19 protein-coding genes are annotated in these 16,117 nt (G+C 35.1%); 12 read left to right on the forward strand and 7 right to left on the reverse strand.

The features are described 5' to 3' along the window. Window positions 1–476: 476 nt before the first annotated feature. Both A6J74_RS29020 and A6J74_RS29025 read left to right on the forward strand, forming a co-directional pair. The gene (locus A6J74_RS29020; protein ID WP_000817662.1) at window positions 477–923 is read left to right on the forward strand and encodes a MarR family winged helix-turn-helix transcriptional regulator; all 447 of its coding nucleotides are present in this window, start codon (window positions 477–479) and stop codon (window positions 921–923) included. Window positions 924–955: 32 nt separating this feature from the next. After that, on the forward strand, window positions 956–1,900 hold the full coding sequence (locus A6J74_RS29025; protein ID WP_000052091.1) for an acetyl-CoA carboxylase carboxyltransferase subunit alpha: 945 nt from the start codon (window positions 956–958) through the stop codon (window positions 1,898–1,900). Window positions 1,901–2,277: 377 nt separating this feature from the next. Here A6J74_RS29025 and A6J74_RS30760 read toward each other — a convergent pair whose 3' ends face one another. Continuing rightward, window positions 2,278–2,484, reverse strand: coding sequence for a hypothetical protein (locus tag A6J74_RS30760; protein ID WP_001009379.1), 207 nt, complete (start codon window positions 2,482–2,484; stop codon window positions 2,278–2,280). Between the two features lie 718 nt (window positions 2,485–3,202). Here A6J74_RS30760 and A6J74_RS29035 point away from each other — a divergent pair. From A6J74_RS29035 to A6J74_RS29075, 8 genes are all read left to right on the forward strand, one after another. Further along, complete coding sequence (locus A6J74_RS29035; protein ID WP_001076297.1) at window positions 3,203–3,712, forward strand: DinB family protein; 510 nt, start codon at window positions 3,203–3,205, stop codon at window positions 3,710–3,712. A 532-nt stretch (window positions 3,713–4,244) separates the two neighbouring features. Beyond that, window positions 4,245–4,550, forward strand: a complete 306-nt coding sequence (gene arsR / locus A6J74_RS29045) for an arsenical resistance operon transcriptional regulator ArsR (RefSeq protein WP_000046017.1) — start codon at window positions 4,245–4,247, stop codon at window positions 4,548–4,550. A 59-nt stretch (window positions 4,551–4,609) separates the two neighbouring features. Further along, complete coding sequence (locus A6J74_RS29050) at window positions 4,610–5,047, forward strand: ArsI/CadI family heavy metal resistance metalloenzyme (protein WP_001270995.1); 438 nt, start codon at window positions 4,610–4,612, stop codon at window positions 5,045–5,047. A gap of 18 nt (window positions 5,048–5,065) precedes the next feature. Then, window positions 5,066–6,106, forward strand: coding sequence for an ACR3 family arsenite efflux transporter (arsB, locus tag A6J74_RS29055; protein ID WP_000826585.1), 1,041 nt, complete (start codon window positions 5,066–5,068; stop codon window positions 6,104–6,106). Between the two features lie 25 nt (window positions 6,107–6,131). After that, on the forward strand, window positions 6,132–6,536 hold the full coding sequence (arsC, locus tag A6J74_RS29060) for an arsenate reductase (thioredoxin) (protein WP_000428367.1): 405 nt from the start codon (window positions 6,132–6,134) through the stop codon (window positions 6,534–6,536). Between the two features lie 223 nt (window positions 6,537–6,759). Continuing rightward, window positions 6,760–7,506, forward strand: a complete 747-nt coding sequence (locus tag A6J74_RS29065) for a GNAT family N-acetyltransferase (RefSeq protein WP_225989616.1) — start codon at window positions 6,760–6,762, stop codon at window positions 7,504–7,506. A gap of 56 nt (window positions 7,507–7,562) precedes the next feature. Continuing rightward, complete coding sequence (locus A6J74_RS29070) at window positions 7,563–8,660, forward strand: phosphotransferase (RefSeq protein WP_000680487.1); 1,098 nt, start codon at window positions 7,563–7,565, stop codon at window positions 8,658–8,660. A gap of 40 nt (window positions 8,661–8,700) precedes the next feature. Continuing rightward, the gene (locus A6J74_RS29075) at window positions 8,701–8,889 is read left to right on the forward strand and encodes a hypothetical protein (RefSeq protein ID WP_000164171.1); all 189 of its coding nucleotides are present in this window, start codon (window positions 8,701–8,703) and stop codon (window positions 8,887–8,889) included. Between the two features lie 140 nt (window positions 8,890–9,029). Here the strand turns inward: A6J74_RS29075 and A6J74_RS29080 are convergent, their stop codons facing one another. Genes A6J74_RS29080 through A6J74_RS29105 form a run of 6 tightly spaced genes read right to left on the reverse strand, consistent with a single transcriptional unit; the run spans window position 9,030 to window position 14,180 of the window. Further along, window positions 9,030–9,548, reverse strand: coding sequence for a PCYCGC motif-containing (lipo)protein (locus A6J74_RS29080; RefSeq protein ID WP_000036749.1), 519 nt, complete (start codon window positions 9,546–9,548; stop codon window positions 9,030–9,032). Between the two features lie 45 nt (window positions 9,549–9,593). After that, window positions 9,594–10,025: a disulfide oxidoreductase gene (locus A6J74_RS29085; protein ID WP_000982254.1), complete on the reverse strand. Its 432-nt coding sequence runs from the start codon at window positions 10,023–10,025 to the stop codon at window positions 9,594–9,596. Next, window positions 10,022–10,738 carry a DsbA family protein gene (locus tag A6J74_RS29090; RefSeq protein WP_000479383.1) on the reverse strand — a complete coding sequence of 239 codons (717 nt, stop codon included), beginning with the start codon at window positions 10,736–10,738 and terminating at the stop codon, window positions 10,022–10,024. The genes A6J74_RS29085 and A6J74_RS29090 overlap by 4 nt, the downstream gene beginning before the upstream one ends. 16 nt (window positions 10,739–10,754) lie before the next feature. Further along, complete coding sequence (locus tag A6J74_RS29095; protein ID WP_000738794.1) at window positions 10,755–11,339, reverse strand: SCO family protein; 585 nt, start codon at window positions 11,337–11,339, stop codon at window positions 10,755–10,757. Between the two features lie 59 nt (window positions 11,340–11,398). Then, window positions 11,399–13,831 (reverse strand): heavy metal translocating P-type ATPase, encoded by a 2,433-nt coding sequence (locus A6J74_RS29100; RefSeq protein WP_000182589.1) that lies wholly within the window; start codon window positions 13,829–13,831, stop codon window positions 11,399–11,401. Next, window positions 13,821–14,180, reverse strand: coding sequence for an ArsR/SmtB family transcription factor (locus A6J74_RS29105; RefSeq protein WP_000336202.1), 360 nt, complete (start codon window positions 14,178–14,180; stop codon window positions 13,821–13,823). Before A6J74_RS29105 ends, A6J74_RS29100 begins: the two co-directional genes overlap by 11 nt. A 322-nt stretch (window positions 14,181–14,502) precedes the next feature. On the opposite strand from A6J74_RS29105, the gene A6J74_RS29110 reads away from it, so the two are divergent. Together A6J74_RS29110 and A6J74_RS29115 are read left to right on the forward strand one after the other, a co-directional pair. Beyond that, window positions 14,503–15,252, forward strand: a complete 750-nt coding sequence (locus A6J74_RS29110; protein ID WP_000343002.1) for a metal ABC transporter ATP-binding protein — start codon at window positions 14,503–14,505, stop codon at window positions 15,250–15,252. Next, window positions 15,249–16,115, forward strand: coding sequence for a metal ABC transporter permease (locus A6J74_RS29115; protein WP_000706180.1), 867 nt, complete (start codon window positions 15,249–15,251; stop codon window positions 16,113–16,115). Before A6J74_RS29110 ends, A6J74_RS29115 begins: the two co-directional genes overlap by 4 nt. Window positions 16,116–16,117: the final 2 nt, after the last annotated feature.

Raw genomic sequence — 16,117 nt, forward strand, 5'->3', positions numbered from 1 at the left:
TCTTTGAAATAAAATTGTACTGTTTAGGGCCCCACCCCATCACCATCAGACTAAGAAACGCAAATACCTCAAAACGAAAAAATGAGCATTTTGTTACAAGATAGTACAAAATTTCGTTCTGGGGGTGCTATAAAATTTTAGCTTGATGGCGATGTGGTGCTACCCCATGCCCATCAACTTAAGAATTTAGAACTCCCCAAAAAATTATGATTTTTTTGTTACAAGTTATCACAAAGTTTCGTTTTTGGGGTAGTTTTATTTTCTTGGCTTGATTGCGATGAGCGGTACCCCATAAAGGCCCCTGATACATAATTGATGTTCTGCCATTTGTAGAAAACAATCCACTTATACCATTTTAACAAGAAGAAATATCTCGTCCATGTTGTAATATTGGCTTACGTTAAGCTTGTGAAAAAATCATATTCATGTATAATACAATTGATGTATGATACATTAGTTGTAGGAGGGTGACCTTTTTGAAAAGAGAAGATGCCTTAAAACTAAGGACAGATATTAAGAAAATGATTATAATAACTGGGGTTTTTGAATCTCAAAATTTGCCCAATGGACCATTTGAAAAACCTTTACCAACTTCTCAAATGATGGCGTTAGAGGAACTAGAGGTGGAAAAACTAACTGTTTGGCAACTATCCAATAAACTTAGATTAGAGACTTCAACTGTAAGTAGATTGGTAGATAAGTTAGTAAAAAAGGGGCTTATTTATCGTGAAGTAAATGAAAAAAATAGAAGAGAACTTTTTCTGCACCTCACAGAAAAAGGTCACATAACTGTTAATTGCTTAAGAGAGCAATCCATTACATTTTATCAAAGTATTCTCAATAATTTATCAGAATCAGAACAAAAAATAGTTGTGGATGGTTTTGAATTATTTATTGATTCTATTTCTAAGCCTTTTGATTAGAGTGAGGTAAGTCATAACATTTGGAGGATAAAATGAGTTTGCATTTTGAACGTCCTATTATTGAATTAAAAGAGAAATTTGATGAATTAAAGAAAATTATGAAAGAAAATAATGTAGATTTATCGTCAGAAATTCATGAATTAGAAAAACGTTTAAATAAAATGCAAGATAAAATTTATTCTAATATTACACCTTTTCAACGAGTTCAAATTGCAAGGCTACGTAACCGACCCACGACATTGGACTATATACCTTTATTGTTTACAAACTTTCTCGAACTTCATGGTGATCGATTATATGGTGATGATAAAGCAATGATGGGTGGTATTGCAAAATTTAAAGGAATGCCCGTTACGGTTATTGGTCATCAAAGAGGTAGAAATACAAAGGAAAGTATAGAAAGAAATTTTGGAATGGCACATCCAGAAGGTTATAGAAAAGCGCTAAGACTTATGAAACAAGCTGATAAATTTAATCGCCCTATTATTACATTTATTGATACAATAGGCGCCTATCCAGGGATAGGGTCTGAAGAACGTGGAATTTCTGAAGCGATAGCTCGAAATCTATTTGAAATGACTACACTTAAAGTGCCGATTGTTTGTATTGTAATTGGAGAGGCATCAAGTGGTGGAGCTCTTGGCATTAGTGTCGGTAACCATATCCATATGTTAGAGTATTCATGGTACTCGGTAATTTCGCCAGAAGGAGCAGCATCTATCCTATGGAAGGACGCTAAGTATGCTCCAGAAGCTGCTGAACATATGAAAATTTCAGCAAAAGATTTAAAACATTTAGGAATTATTGATGAAATCATTCCTGAAATTAAAGGTGGAGCACAAAATGATATAAAATCACAGGCAAAAATGATTGAATCTGTAATCGAATCATCTCTAAAAAAATTGATACTATTATCCTCGGAAGAGCTTATACAACAGCGGTATGAAAAGTATAGACAAATAGAGAATTATAAATGAAAATATTTAAAGTCCGTATTACATTTCGGAGGATTCTCGCAAAAAAATTTCGAATATTTTGTAAGTAACCTCTTAAACTGGGATATGCTGATACTATTACTCTACAAAAGATGTGTGATCGGTATGGAAAAGGAAAATTTGTTCAAATGGAAGCATTATCACATACCCATCAACTTAAGAAATTGATTGTTCCCCAAAACGAAAAAATGAGCTGAATTCTCATAAATAACTGTAAAAAGGTGGAAATTTCGTTATGGGGGGTATCTCAAAAGCTTAGGTTGATGGCAATGTGGTACCGCCAACAAGACACGAATTTTGCATGCTAAGCAAAAAAACAATAAGCTGTCCACATGGACAGCTTATTTACATAATTCTCGTTATTGGAAGTAGAATAGGGGTCCTAAAATAATGTATAAGAGATAAAGCCCAAGAAGAACGGCAGTAATTACACGTGATGTTGCCATCAATTTTTGGTTCTCGTATAACTTATTCAAGAAAAAGAAGAAGAGGACTATCCAAATTCCTTTTGAAAAAAACGTATACAGCATATTAAATGTAACATCAAAAAATTGTATGAAATTCATTGAGATTCTCCTTCCGTCTTTCCTTATTATACCATTAGCGAGGAGTAATACATCGTGTGATTTTTTTGTATATGATATACATATTCGGTTAACATAACGTCTCATTATCGGTAGCAAGTTTTTCATAGAATCCTTGTTTTTACTAAATCTTTTGTCTCTATGTCTATCTATCACTTATACAAGATTTTATACATCATTGATATAGCGGAGATTCTAGGGATCTTCGCTATTCTTTTTTGCATAAAATCTTGTATAAAAAAGTAGTTATACTAGTGTGTTTTACTCCGATTGATTTCAAAATATAATTGAAAATCCACCTTTAAATTAAAAAAGAAGGTGTTACCTTTATATATAAATAACTTCGAAATATTGTATAACAGATAATTTTTATCCCGCTTTAATGGGCAGTAAGACCCCCACCTCAAAATGCAGCGAAAGCAAAGAAGTTAGGTGGGGGATCAACTGCCCATAAAAGTCCGATTGGTGAGGGCTAATAATCAGTGGGGGATGAAGAAAACCCCCACTGATTAAAGTTTCACTTTATGCATTATTGATTAGCATTGCTTATGGTGCTAACGAATCAGGATAGTGTGGCGACCGACAAACTAAATAGTTGCTTATCCTCAATTATTAGAAGGAAAGCTCTATCATTTCGAGAATTTATTAGACATAGACGAGTGCTATAATTTTCTATATATACATAAAGAGGTGACTACGCATGAATCAAAGACCGTCAGAAGAAGAGTACGCCGGGAACTCTGGCGAATATATCCGTTTGGTACCGGACGGTAACATCATCGATATTCTGCTCGCCCAGGAAAAGCAAATGACCGAGCTCCTGGCATCGTTGACCGAAAGCCAGGCCGCATATCGGTATGCGGAAGGAAAATGGACGCTGAAAGAAGTCGTGGGCCACATTGCAGACGCGGAACGCGTCATGACCTACCGCCTGCTCCGGTTCGCAAGAGGGGACCAGACGCCTCTGACCGGTTTCGATCAGGAATTGTTCATACCTCCTTTCGGAAGCTGGACAACCGAGCAATTGGCCGAAGACTACCGGGCCGTACGGCAATCAACGATCACATTGCTGCGCGGGCTACCGGCGGAGGAGTGGACCCGCAAGGGCACAGCCAACAACCTAAGCATTACGGTGCGCGCCCTCGCGTACGGCATCGCAGGACACGAACTTCATCACATGGGGGTCATCCGAAATCGGTACTTGAGTTAATCATCGGCTGAGGCCTTTGGAATGGAACTAACACCTCTCATACAACCTTAGATACCGTTCTTATTGGGGGCCCGCCCCACAACCATCAACTTAAGGATTTAGACTATTTTTGAAATTAAAAGCACATTACTATTCTCTTATGTTAATGAGAATAGTAATGTGCTTTTTATGAATATGCAACAAAAACAAGAGTTATCTTTATTTGCCGAAGCGTTATATCGATTTTTTTCATTTGGGGGTATTTGTTTTTCTTAGCTTGATAGTGATGAAGCACTACTCTATAATGGTCAAATTAAAATTTAAAACGGTTATAGAGACTCCATTCCTCGGAAATATTGTAACTATTAAGTTGTAAAAAGAACCGTAGTTTTTTATTTTTGAAAAGGCTATGGTCCTTTTTAGTTGTAGCAAAGATATGACGTGAGGAAGTTTTTATAAATCGAAAAAATTTGATTAATTAGTTGCATAATAAATTAATCAGCATATATACTATAAACATCAAAAAAAATTGATGAAGAGAGAGTGAACTACAGTGGCGCAAGATTTTCAGCTCTATGAGAAAAAGTTTAAAGCGTTGGCGGATCAAAAGCGTTTAGAGATTATGTATGAGCTTTGTCAGCGAGGCCAGACGTGTGTATGTGATTTAACGGAGGTTTTTGAAATGACGCAATCTAAGTTGTCCTATCATTTAAAGATTTTATTAGATGCAGGTTTAATTATAAAAGAAACAAAAGGTACGTGGAGTTATTATGATTTAAATGATGTGGAAGTAAATAATTTATTATCAGAAGAATTGTGCTGTATCTTTAGAAAAACAGGCAAAGGTAGTTGCTGTTAAAATTTTGCGTTATTAATCAAAAAAAATTGATTAATAATATATAAGAGGAGGAATAAGCTATGAGATATGTTCACGTCGGTATAAATGTTACGGATTTAGAGAAGTCTATCGAATTCTACGAAAAGGTATTTGGTGTGTCACCAGTTAAGGTGAAAGTGGATTATGCAAAATTTTTATTAGAGACGCCAGGACTTAATTTTACACTGAACGTAAGAGATGAAGTGAAGGGAAATCAAGTAAATCATTTCGGTTTCCAAGTGGATACAGCTGAAGAAATTACATTGCATAAAGAAAGATTAGAAAAAGAAGGTTTCTTTGCGCGTGATGAGATGGATACGACTTGTTGCTATGCGGTTCAGGATAAGTTTTGGGTAACAGATCCTGATGGGAACGAGTGGGAATTCTTTTATACGAAAGCACAGAGTGATGTTCATACAATAGAAGAGGCATCTTGTTGCACGACTTCAAATGAGGTAGCTAAAAATTCTTGTTGTTAATAGGAGATGGAAAATAAAATGAAACGTTTATCTTTTCTAGATCGATATTTAACACTATGGATTTTTCTAGCTATGGCTGTTGGGATTGGTTTAGGGTTTGTGTTTCCTAGTGTAGTAGACGGACTGAATACATTACAAGTTGGAACAACGTCTATCCCGCTTGCTGTTGGTTTAATTGTCATGATGTATCCACCATTAGCGAAAGTTCGTTACGAGAAAATGGGCCGAGTGTTTAAAGACGTAAAAGTATTGGTTTTATCTTTAGTACAAAACTGGATTATTGGACCTGTACTTATGTTTGTTTTAGCAATTATTTTTCTTCCTGATAAGCCAGAGTATATGGTCGGGCTCATTATGATTGGTTTAGCACGTTGTATTGCAATGGTGATTGTTTGGAACGATCTTGCAGATGGGGATAAAGAGTATGCGGCAGGTTTAGTGGCTTTTAATTCAGTATTCCAAATGTTATTCTTCTCCGTTTATGCATACGTGTTTGTAACAGTCATTCCAGAATGGTTAGGGATTGAAGGAGCTATTGTCGATATTACAATGATAGAAGTAGCGAAATCAGTATTTATCTACTTAGGAATTCCTTTTATAGCAGGCATGTTGACACGCTTTGTACTCGTTAAGTTAAAAGGAAGACAGTGGTATGAAAAGGTGTTAATACCTAAAATTAGTCCACTTACATTGATTGCATTGCTATTTACAATTATCATTATGTTCTCTTTAAAAGGGGAAATGATTGTTAGCGTACCATTAGATGTGGTAAGAATAGCAATTCCGTTATTAATCTATTTTATTGTGATGTTTTTTGTTTCTTTCTTTATGGGAAGAAAAATTGGTGCAAACTATCCGGTAACGACAACGTTAGCATTTACAGCAGGTAGTAATAACTTTGAGTTAGCGATTGCTGTAGCAGTTGGTGTGTTTGGTATTCATTCAGGCGCAGCATTTGCAGCTGTTATCGGGCCGTTAGTGGAAGTACCTGTAATGATTGCACTTGTAAACGTCGCTTTTTGGTTTAAGAGAAAATATTTTAGTGATCAGCCAGTATAATTTAAAAACAAAGGCGGAAAACAACATGGAAAACAAAAAGACAATTTATTTCTTATGCACAGGAAATTCATGCCGAAGCCAAATGGCAGAAGCATGGGGCAAACAATATGTAGGTGATAAGTGGAATGTATATTCTGCAGGTATTGAAGCACACGGAGTAAATCCAAATGCTATTAAAGCGATGAAAGAAGTAAATATCGACATAACAAATCAAACTTCGGATATAATTGATGTAAATATTTTAAATAACGCTGATTTAGTCGTTACCCTTTGTAGTCATGCAGATTCTGCTTGTCCTTCGACACCTCCGCACGTAAATCGTGTTCACTGGGGATTCGATGATCCAGCAGGAAAAGAGTGGTCTGAATTTCAACGTGTTCGCGATGAAATTGGAGAACGTATAAAGCGATTTTCTGATACAGGGGAGTAAATAAAGGAAAGAGCCAATCTTCTATTTTATAGGGATTGGCTCTTTTTTATTGATTTAAACAACTGTTAAAATGAATAGAGAATATTCTGTCATGGTGGTAAAGTTAGAATAGAGCGGTTTCAGGAAGGTGGTTTAACATATGATTTCTGAATTAAACATGAATGATTTTTATAAATGTAACGGTTTAGTAAATTAAAAAGGTCAATTAGAAGTAAAGGCTGTAATTGCAGGGGTGAACCCTGGTCGTATATTTGTAGATAACATCTATTCTCCTAATTCAGGACTTATCTGGTTAGGGAATAATGATGGCTTCTTTTTTATAGGAAGTGCAGAAAATGAAAAGTTTAATAATGAAATGAATAGTTTTATTGATAATGTGATAGAACCTGAGGCGAGAAAGGCTGGACTAGATTGCTTTGAAGCAATTGGTAATCATTCAAAGTGGAATAAAACAATCGAAAAAATATTTCAATATCGTAAATTAAAGAGTTGGAATCAAAGGGTGTATACGCTAAAGGAAGAGGATTATGAGGGTAATTATGAACCTAAAATTGAACAAGGGTATACAGTGATAAAAATGAGTAAAGCTCTCTATGAAAATCAGGGGAATGTATTGAAGAATATTGAATTTTTACAATCAAAAATTTTAGAGTTTTGGTCCTCGCTTGATGAATTTTTTAATGAGGGAATAGGCTATTGTATAGTTTTTGACAACCTGATTGTAAGTGTATGTTTTTCAGGGTTCGTTTTTGAAAATATACATTGCATAGATATTGAAACGATAGAAGGTCACCAAGGTAGAAAATTAGCGCAAACGATAGTTCATAGTTTCGTAAAAGAGTGTTTGGAGAATAAGATCATTCCATATTGGGACTGCATGGAATTAAATAAGCCTTCTGTGGCCGTTGTAGAAAATGTAGGTTTTACAAATGTGTTTAATTATGTAGGATATTATTTTCCTTTTGAGTAAATTAAGTGTATGTTACAAACCTATCATCAAAAGTTTTTACATGTAAGGAGAATAGGATGAAACATATAATAAAAGACGTAGTAATAAATTATTTTAAAGAAATTCATGCATTAGTAGTAGAAGAAGAACTACATAAGAACAGTTGGCATACAGATCTACACTATAAAATCATGGTGAATGGGAATCGGTATTCCGCACGGTTTATAAATAGCGATCGAATAATCAATTCGGCCTTTGGGGCGTTATCAAATGAACAATTGAAAGAGCAAGTACGGTTTACGTATTATTTACGAGAGCATGGAATTCCGTTTATGCAGATTAAGGAGAATATGGCGGGGGATTGCTTTACATTACTCACTTGGAATGAGGAACAGTACCGGTTTGTATTGTCTACTTGGATGGAAGGGGAGCATGTTACTTATTGTACAGAAACGATGGCAGAAGTCCTTGGAAAGGAAGCAAGAAAGATACATGATATTTCTAGTATGTTTCAAAGCTCGACTTTTCAAAAGAGATCACATTTAGATGGATATGGTGAGTTTATAAAGCTATTAGAAAATAAGGGTGGTACATGTAAGAAATTAAGAGGGTATATAGATCTCGCTAAGTACCATATAGAATGCGCACATACTAGCGATTTAGAGTTTATAGTACAAACAGATTTAAATCCTTTAAATGTCATATGGGATGCAAATCAATGTGTAAAAGGAATTATAGATTTTGAATCGATTGGATATGTTGATCGTATGGAAGGACTAGCCTTTTTAATAAAGTGGTATTCCCGGACAGAAGGAATAGGGTCACATGTAGTATGTTCGGAAGTTACTAGAGCATTTTTAAAAGGGTATGGAAATAATAACATTTTAACTATAAATGATTATAAAAGACTTTCTTCACTACTATGGTTATCCGGCAGTCTAAATTGGAACTTTGTTAAAAAGACAATGAGTCTATTAGGTGATGAGAGTGAATTAGAGAAACATTTGAGAGTTTATAAAATAAGAGGAGAAAATCTATCTGTATTAGTAAGTAGAGAAAGAGCCAATTCATATAAGGAGGTTTTTTTGTTATATACCAATTATTTTTTCGGGAATGTCTTTTGCACAAATGCATTCGTAATAACAGACTATTTTCGTAAAGGTTATAATTTATAGTATTATAGAGATAGGTTAATATAAAAAAGGGAGGATAACAATGACGAAATTATCTTATAGTGGCTTGAAATATGGAAATAGTGATATGGAAGTAAAATTATTGGTGGATATACAAAATGATAGTTTTGAAATAACACATACTAACGAAGTCTCTCTAGTAATGAATAAATCAAAAGGTGAATATATCGTAGTAAATCGAAACACATTGAAATTTGAGGTTGTTGCATAATACGAATTGAATATGAAACAAATAAACTTTATGTACCTGACTAGAGAAGTCTCTTTATCGTTTGGGAAAATTACAACAATCAATTACTAAAAAACAGCCATATTGATGGCTGTTTTTTAGTAATAAATAATTTTATTATGTTAAGCACTTGGCATCGGCGTTGGAGTAGCTTTTACACCGTCTTTTTTATATTGTTTATCGATGTTTTCTCGAATTTTTAAAGGAGACGCTCCGTTTTGTTTCATTAAAACAGCTTGGAAAGCGATATCTACACACTCTGCGTGATTCATAGCGTGTGAATTCCATGTAACTTGACCATTTTCTTTCATCTCCCGGATAAAACAATCTTTATTACTTGTATGTCCTGAGTTTTCAGCACACCCACAATAACAAGGAATCCATTGTAAGAGTTCGATATCTTTTCCTACCATTCCATAAATTTGTGAGACTTGTCCGTTTTTAGTTGATGATAAGAAAGAAGGAAGAGCTTCTACAGTAGCTGTCGTTTCTAGCGTATCACCTTTAAAATGTGTATCATTATTTTTTGTTTCTTGTAATTGATTTTGTGTGTTGTTGTTCTTAGTAGGTGATGAATCATTAATGGAAATACAGCCAATTAATAGACTTACTAATAAAAATATCGGTACAATCTTTGACATCATACGGTCTCCTCTCTGTAGAGCTACCTTTACATAATGTTTTTATTAATTCGATCTCGTTAACAACATAAACAAAGTAATGAAAGAAAAAGCAATTAACGCTAAGAAGGGGATCGTTATAAAACCTAACCAATTAATATAATCGACATTACAAGGGACACCTTGCACGCACGGGTTAATCTCTGAAATGCCAGGGATTTTTTGTATTGCATAGTGATAAAGTGAAATACTCCCGCCGATAATAGAAATTGGTAATACATATTTTTTCATATTCTTTTCATTATAGAACGTTGCAATGCCTAAAATAATACAGAGCGGATACATCATAATTCGTTGGTACCAGCACAATTCACACGGTATGAACCCAAGAATCTCACTGAAAAATAGACTACCTAGTGTCGCTATCATTGATACAATCCATGCAAAATATAAAGTGTAATTACGCCATTCAAAATGCTTATTTGTTGTATTCATCATTTCTTGTCCTTTAATGCTTTTTCAATTAAATTTTTGATTTGTTCATAATCATAAGGATCAGACAACATCGTTCCATTAATGACAATGCTGGGTGTTTGTTCTACACCGTAATCTTGCGTTAGCTTTTCATCTTTATTTACTTCTTCTTGCGCTGTTTGTTTTTTCAAATCTTCTTCAAGTTGAACGGTATTAATACTTGGTGTATATGTTTTCGCAATTTCTAATAGTTTTTCAGGAGTAATCCATGGATCATCGTGATTTGCTGGCTGTGCGTTAAATAATTCTTTATGGAAGCTCCAATAGGCTTGTGGGTCTTGTTTATAAACAGATTCAGCAGCTAAAGCAGACAATTTAGATTCCGTTCCGTGGAATAAAACATTTACATATGAAAATTTAACTTTCCCTGTATCGATATAGTCTTTTTGAAGCTGAGGGAAGATGCGCTCACCCCATGCTTTACAAGCAGGACACTTAAAGTCGCCAAACTCGATAATAGAGACTGGTGCATCTTCTTTTCCTAAAGTAGGTTGCTTGCCAATAGGGGGTAAATCTTTTATTACTTTATTTGTCGCAACTTTATCTTCTTTATTTAACACGACGAAAGCTGTAACAGCAGCGAAAATGATCAATGTGGCAACGAACAATAATTTGATGTGAGAACTTTGCTTTTTTTCATATAAACACCTCGGATTTTTTAAGTTTAATAGAAACATAATAAGTAGTTTTTAATTAGCGAATTCTTTTAATATCACGGATCATATCTTCATATGGTGTGTTTTGAAGACCTGAATACTTCTTTACAACTTTCCCATCTTTATCTACAAGATAAAAGCTTGTACCATGTATAACTTGTGTATTGTTTTCTGGTTTCGTTACAAGTGTTTGGAAGTTATCTTTTGCAAACTTTTCAATTTCTGGTCGTGTATACCCTATTAAAAAATGAGTTCGCTTCGCATCCATTTCATATACTTTCATAAACTCTGTTATTTTTTCAGGTGTGTCCACTTCAGGATCTACACTAAACGATACAAACTCTACATCTTTAATACCTTCTTTTTGCAACATGTTTTGAAGTTTTGCCATATTAGCTGTCATAGGAGGGCAAACGGTTTCACAACTTGTAAAAATAAAATCGGCTACCCAAACTTTATCCTTCAATTCAGATGAACCAAACTTTTTGCCATTTTGATCTGTAAATGTAAACTTTTCTACATCCCAATCGAGTGAATCTCTTAATTTACTATCACTACATGCTCCTAAAATCGTAATGATAGAAATAAGCATGAGTAATGTAATGACACGCATTTTTTTCATATGTACATCCTTTCAAAATTTATTTAAGGTACGGAGCTACTAGGTAGCCCCGCATCTTATTATTTGTTTCGTAATAAACGCATACTGTTTAGGATTACAATAAGCGCAGCGCCTGTATCACTTAGTACAGCCATCCAAAGAGTAAGCCAGCCTGGGAAGATAAAGGAAAGGGCAATAAATTTAATAATCAATGAGAACCATATATTTTGTTTAATAATGTACAATGCTTTCCGGCTAAGTTTCATCGTATACGGAAGTTTTTCAAGATTATCTGCCATTAATACAATATCTGCCGTTTCCATTGCTGTATCAGTTCCAGCACCGCCCATAGCAATTCCTAGATTTGCAGTAGCGAGGGCAGGGGCATCATTAATACCGTCCCCAATCATAGCTACTGTTTTTCCTTCAGATTGAAGTTGTTTTACAGCATGCACTTTGTCTTCTGGAAGTAAGTTAGCAAAATAACGATCTATTTTTGCTTTCTGTGCAATATGTTCAGCTGTTCCTTCGTTGTCTCCTGTTAACATAACAGTTTCCTGAATACCTGCTCGTTTTAATTCTTGAATCGTTTCATAAGTAGTAGAGCGAATGGAATCTGCTACTGAAATCATTCCTAAAATAACTTTGTTCGTTCCAACAAGTATCACGGTTTGACCAATTCTTTGCATCTCTCGAACTGGTTCATTCCACATTTGAAGCGAAATTCCAAACTCTTCATATAATGCTTTATTTCCAGCGTAGTATGTTTCGCCATCTATTGTGACTTGCGCACCTTTCCCTACAATAGCGCGGAAGTCCGTTCCACTTTGGATAGAAGTTTGATGCTCCTTAGCATATGCTGTAATGGCTTTTGCAATGGGATGATTAGAATATTCTTCAATTGTTGCGGCAATTGATAATAATTCATCTTCCGTACAATGTAAGCTTCGCACATGCATTACTTTTGGTTTTCCTTCAGTCAATGTACCTGTTTTATCAAACGCAATAGCATTTAATGCACCTGCAATTTCTAGTGCAGTACCACCTTTAATGAGTACACCGTTTCTTGCGGCATTTCCTATTGCAGATACGATTGCAACAGGAGTTGAGATAACTAAAGCACAAGGACACGCAACAACAAGAAGTTCTAACCCTTTATAAATCCATTCCATCCATTCGCCCATACCAAGAAGGGGAGGGATGATCATGACACCGATTGCTAATACAAAAACGATAGGTGTATAGATTTTTGCGAAACGATCCAAAAATGCTTCTGTCGGTGCTTTCTTTTCCTGTGCTTCCTCTACAAGGTGGATAATTCGAGATAACGTAGTATCCTCAACGAGTTTAGTTACTGTAATCTCAAGTGAACCTTCCTCATTAATCGTCCCCGCATATACGGAATCACCAATTTGTTTATCAATTGGGATAGATTCACCAGTTATCGGAGCTTGGTTTACAGTAGAAGTACCGCCTGTAACTGTGCCGTCTAATGGGATCTTTTCACCAGGTTTTACAACAATTGTTGTACGCACTGCAATATCATCTACAGATTTTTTTATAAGTTCAGTTCCAACTTGTACCCAAGCTTCTGACGGTGCTAAATCAATTAATCCGCGAATAGATTCTCGTGTACGTTCAATTGATTTATTTTGCAAAGTTGCACCTAATGCAAATAACCAAACAACGGTTGCACCTTCTAGCCATTGACCAATTAATGCAGCACCAATTGTAGCTGAGATCATAAGAACATTCATATCAAGTGATTTACTTCTAATTGCATAAAAGGCGCTTTTAGCAGGTTTATAACCACCGATACCGATACTCGCCGCATAGAGAAGTGTAATAAGAAGAGGTGATATGTTTGTAAAACTTCCTCCAAACCCTAAAGCTAAAAATAATCCTGAAAGAATTAAAGTTGTATTTTTAGCTTTTTGAACAGGAGCGGACCCTCTGCGGGCTCCTGCTAAGGAAGCCCCAAACCCTGCATTAGACACTTCTTTTATAATGTCATCCACATCGCGGTCATGACGAATATGCATTTTTCCAGTAGCAAAGTTTACTCGAACTTCTTCTACGCCTGAAACATTTTGTAGATGCTTTTCGATTGTTAAGGCACACGCACCGCAATCCATTCCGTCCACTACGTATGTTTGTACACCGTCTCCTACTATTTTCTGAGTAGCACGAGGAGGAGATGGATCTTCGCATGAGTTGTCACTACAGCAAGAAGACTTTGATGTCGTTTGTTCTTTTTCTAGAGCTAATTCAGATGAACAGCAGGAAGAGCTATTTTCTGCTTTTATAGAATCATTGTTACTACTACAACAAGAGGTTTCCTTCGTGATAGGGATAATTGGAATCTCTTTTTTAGAGGAGCAACATGACGAATCTTCTATTTCTTTTTCAGTACTACAACAAGAGGTTTCCTTAGCAATAGGAACAATCAGAATCTCTTTTTTTGAAGAACAACATGATGAAGTTTGTTTTTCCTTCCCGTTCTTATTTGTCATGACAGTTTTCTCCTTTTTGAGATAAACAAGCATCGTTTTTATCACATGACGCTACTTCATTTTGTACTTCATGAAAAACGACATCAAACATAGTGAGTAACTGTTCAATTTGCTTATTGCGTAAGGAATAGTGGACGTATTTTCCTTCCTGTCTACCTAGAATGATTCCGCATCCTTTTAAACAGTTTAAGTGCTGAGATATATTTGACTGATTTCCTTGCGTGATTTCCACAATTTCAGATACTGTTTTTTCACCATCCATCATACATTGAAGAATTTGTAATCTTGTTTTATCAGCAAAGCCACGGATGAACTTGGCTTTTACATCTGAATCATTTGAGTTGCACAATTGTATCCTCTCCATTCGTATTAGTAATTACTAATATGTTATTCTTTAATCATATTAGCATTGGCTAATATGTGTGTCAAAATGAATTGAGAAAAGTTTGATATTTTTGTTTTTTAGAGGCAAGTTTTCACGATATATTCATAAAGTAATAAAAAGCGGTTTACAAATTTGCGTACAGCTTATATAATTTGACTCATATAAAAAAGTTTCCTTAAGGAAACTTAAGTGCGGATTTCCATTCGCATTATATTTTTTTGTTTAAAAGTTGCCTTATTGCAAAATAATTATATAGATGAAAAAAAGAAAGGGGAATGCATAAAAAATGGATGAGGCTATAATTGTCAAAGATTTGTTTGTATCTTATCAAGGGAATCAAGTAGTTCAAAATGTTTCCTTCGATATTGAAAAAGGGAAACTCGTTGGAATTATTGGTCCAAACGGAGCGGGAAAATCTACTTTAATGAAAGCTGTTCTAGATTTAATCCCAAATGATAAGGGATACGTTCAAGTTCTTGGAGAGGATATTCGGAGCGCTAGAAAACATGTTGCTTATGTACCACAAAGAAGTGATATAGATTGGGATTTCCCGATTACAGTTTTAGATGTGGTGCTAATCGGAACGTATCCATCTTTAGGGATGATGAAAAGACCGAAGAAAGAGCATCGAGATTGGGCTTTTGAATGTCTAAAAAAAGTCGGTATGGAGGAATTTAAGAATCGTCAAATTGGTGAGCTTTCAGGAGGGCAACAACAACGTGTCTTTTTAGCGAGAGCTTTAGCGCAAAAGGCGGAAATCTTCTTCTTAGATGAACCGTTTGTTGGAATTGATGTGACAAGTGAAGAGACAATTATTAAAATTCTTAGAGAATTACGCAAAGAAGGAAAAACGATTGTTGTTGTACATCACGACCTAAGTAAAGCAGAGTCCTATTTTGATAAATTACTATTATTGAATAAGAGCTTAATTCATTACGGAGAAGTAAGGCAAGTATTAGAACCAACTGTTATGTCAAAAGCATATGTGAATCACGGCATATTGTTTAATAATGCAGCGGAGGTACATTCATCATGAAGATTGTAGAATTTATAGATGCATTAATGCAGTACAGTTTTCTGCAGAAAGCGTTATTAACTTCCGTTATGGTAGGCGTTATTTGTGGCGTAATTGGCTGTTTTATTATTTTACGAGGTATGGCTTTAATGGGAGATGCTATTTCACATGCTGTTCTTCCCGGAGTAGCGCTTTCTTATATGATTGGGATGAACTATTTCATAGGGGCTGTTTTAACTGGTGTTATTACTGCAGTTGGAATTGGGTTTGTAAGTCAAAACAGTCGAATTAAACATGATATGGCAATAGGGATTATGTTTACATCTGTTTTTGCCGTAGGGATTATTTTAATTACTTTTATGAAGAGTAGTTCGGATTTGTATCATATTTTATTCGGCAATGTTCTATCAGTTCGCTCTTCCGATATGTGGATGACACTTATTATCGGAGTTGTCATTATTGGTCTTGTGATTTTGTTTTATAAAGAACTACTCGTATCCACTTTTGATCCAACGATGGCGCAAAGTTATGGGTTGCCAAATAAGTGGATTCATTACGGCTTAATGATTCTTCTTACAATGGTTACAGTTGCTTCACTTCAAACTGTAGGAATTATTCTAGTTGTCGCTATGCTTATTACACCGGCGGCTACAGCGTATTTATTAACAAACCGTTTATGGGTCATGATTTATTTAGCAGCAGGTATTGGTGCACTTTCATCTGTAGTAGGGCTATATTTTAGTTTCTCTTATAATCTTGCTTCAGGTGCAACAATTGTTCTCGTTGCAACATTCTTGTTCGCATTGGCATTCTTTTTCTCACCGTCACAAGGTTTGTTTTGGAGAGCTATCAAAATTAGAAAAAATAGAGCAAAGTTGTCATAATT

Origin of the sequence: Bacillus sp. FDAARGOS_235, assembly GCF_002073415.2 — a bacterium.
GTDB lineage: Bacteria > Bacillota > Bacilli > Bacillales > Bacillaceae_G > Bacillus_A > Bacillus_A toyonensis.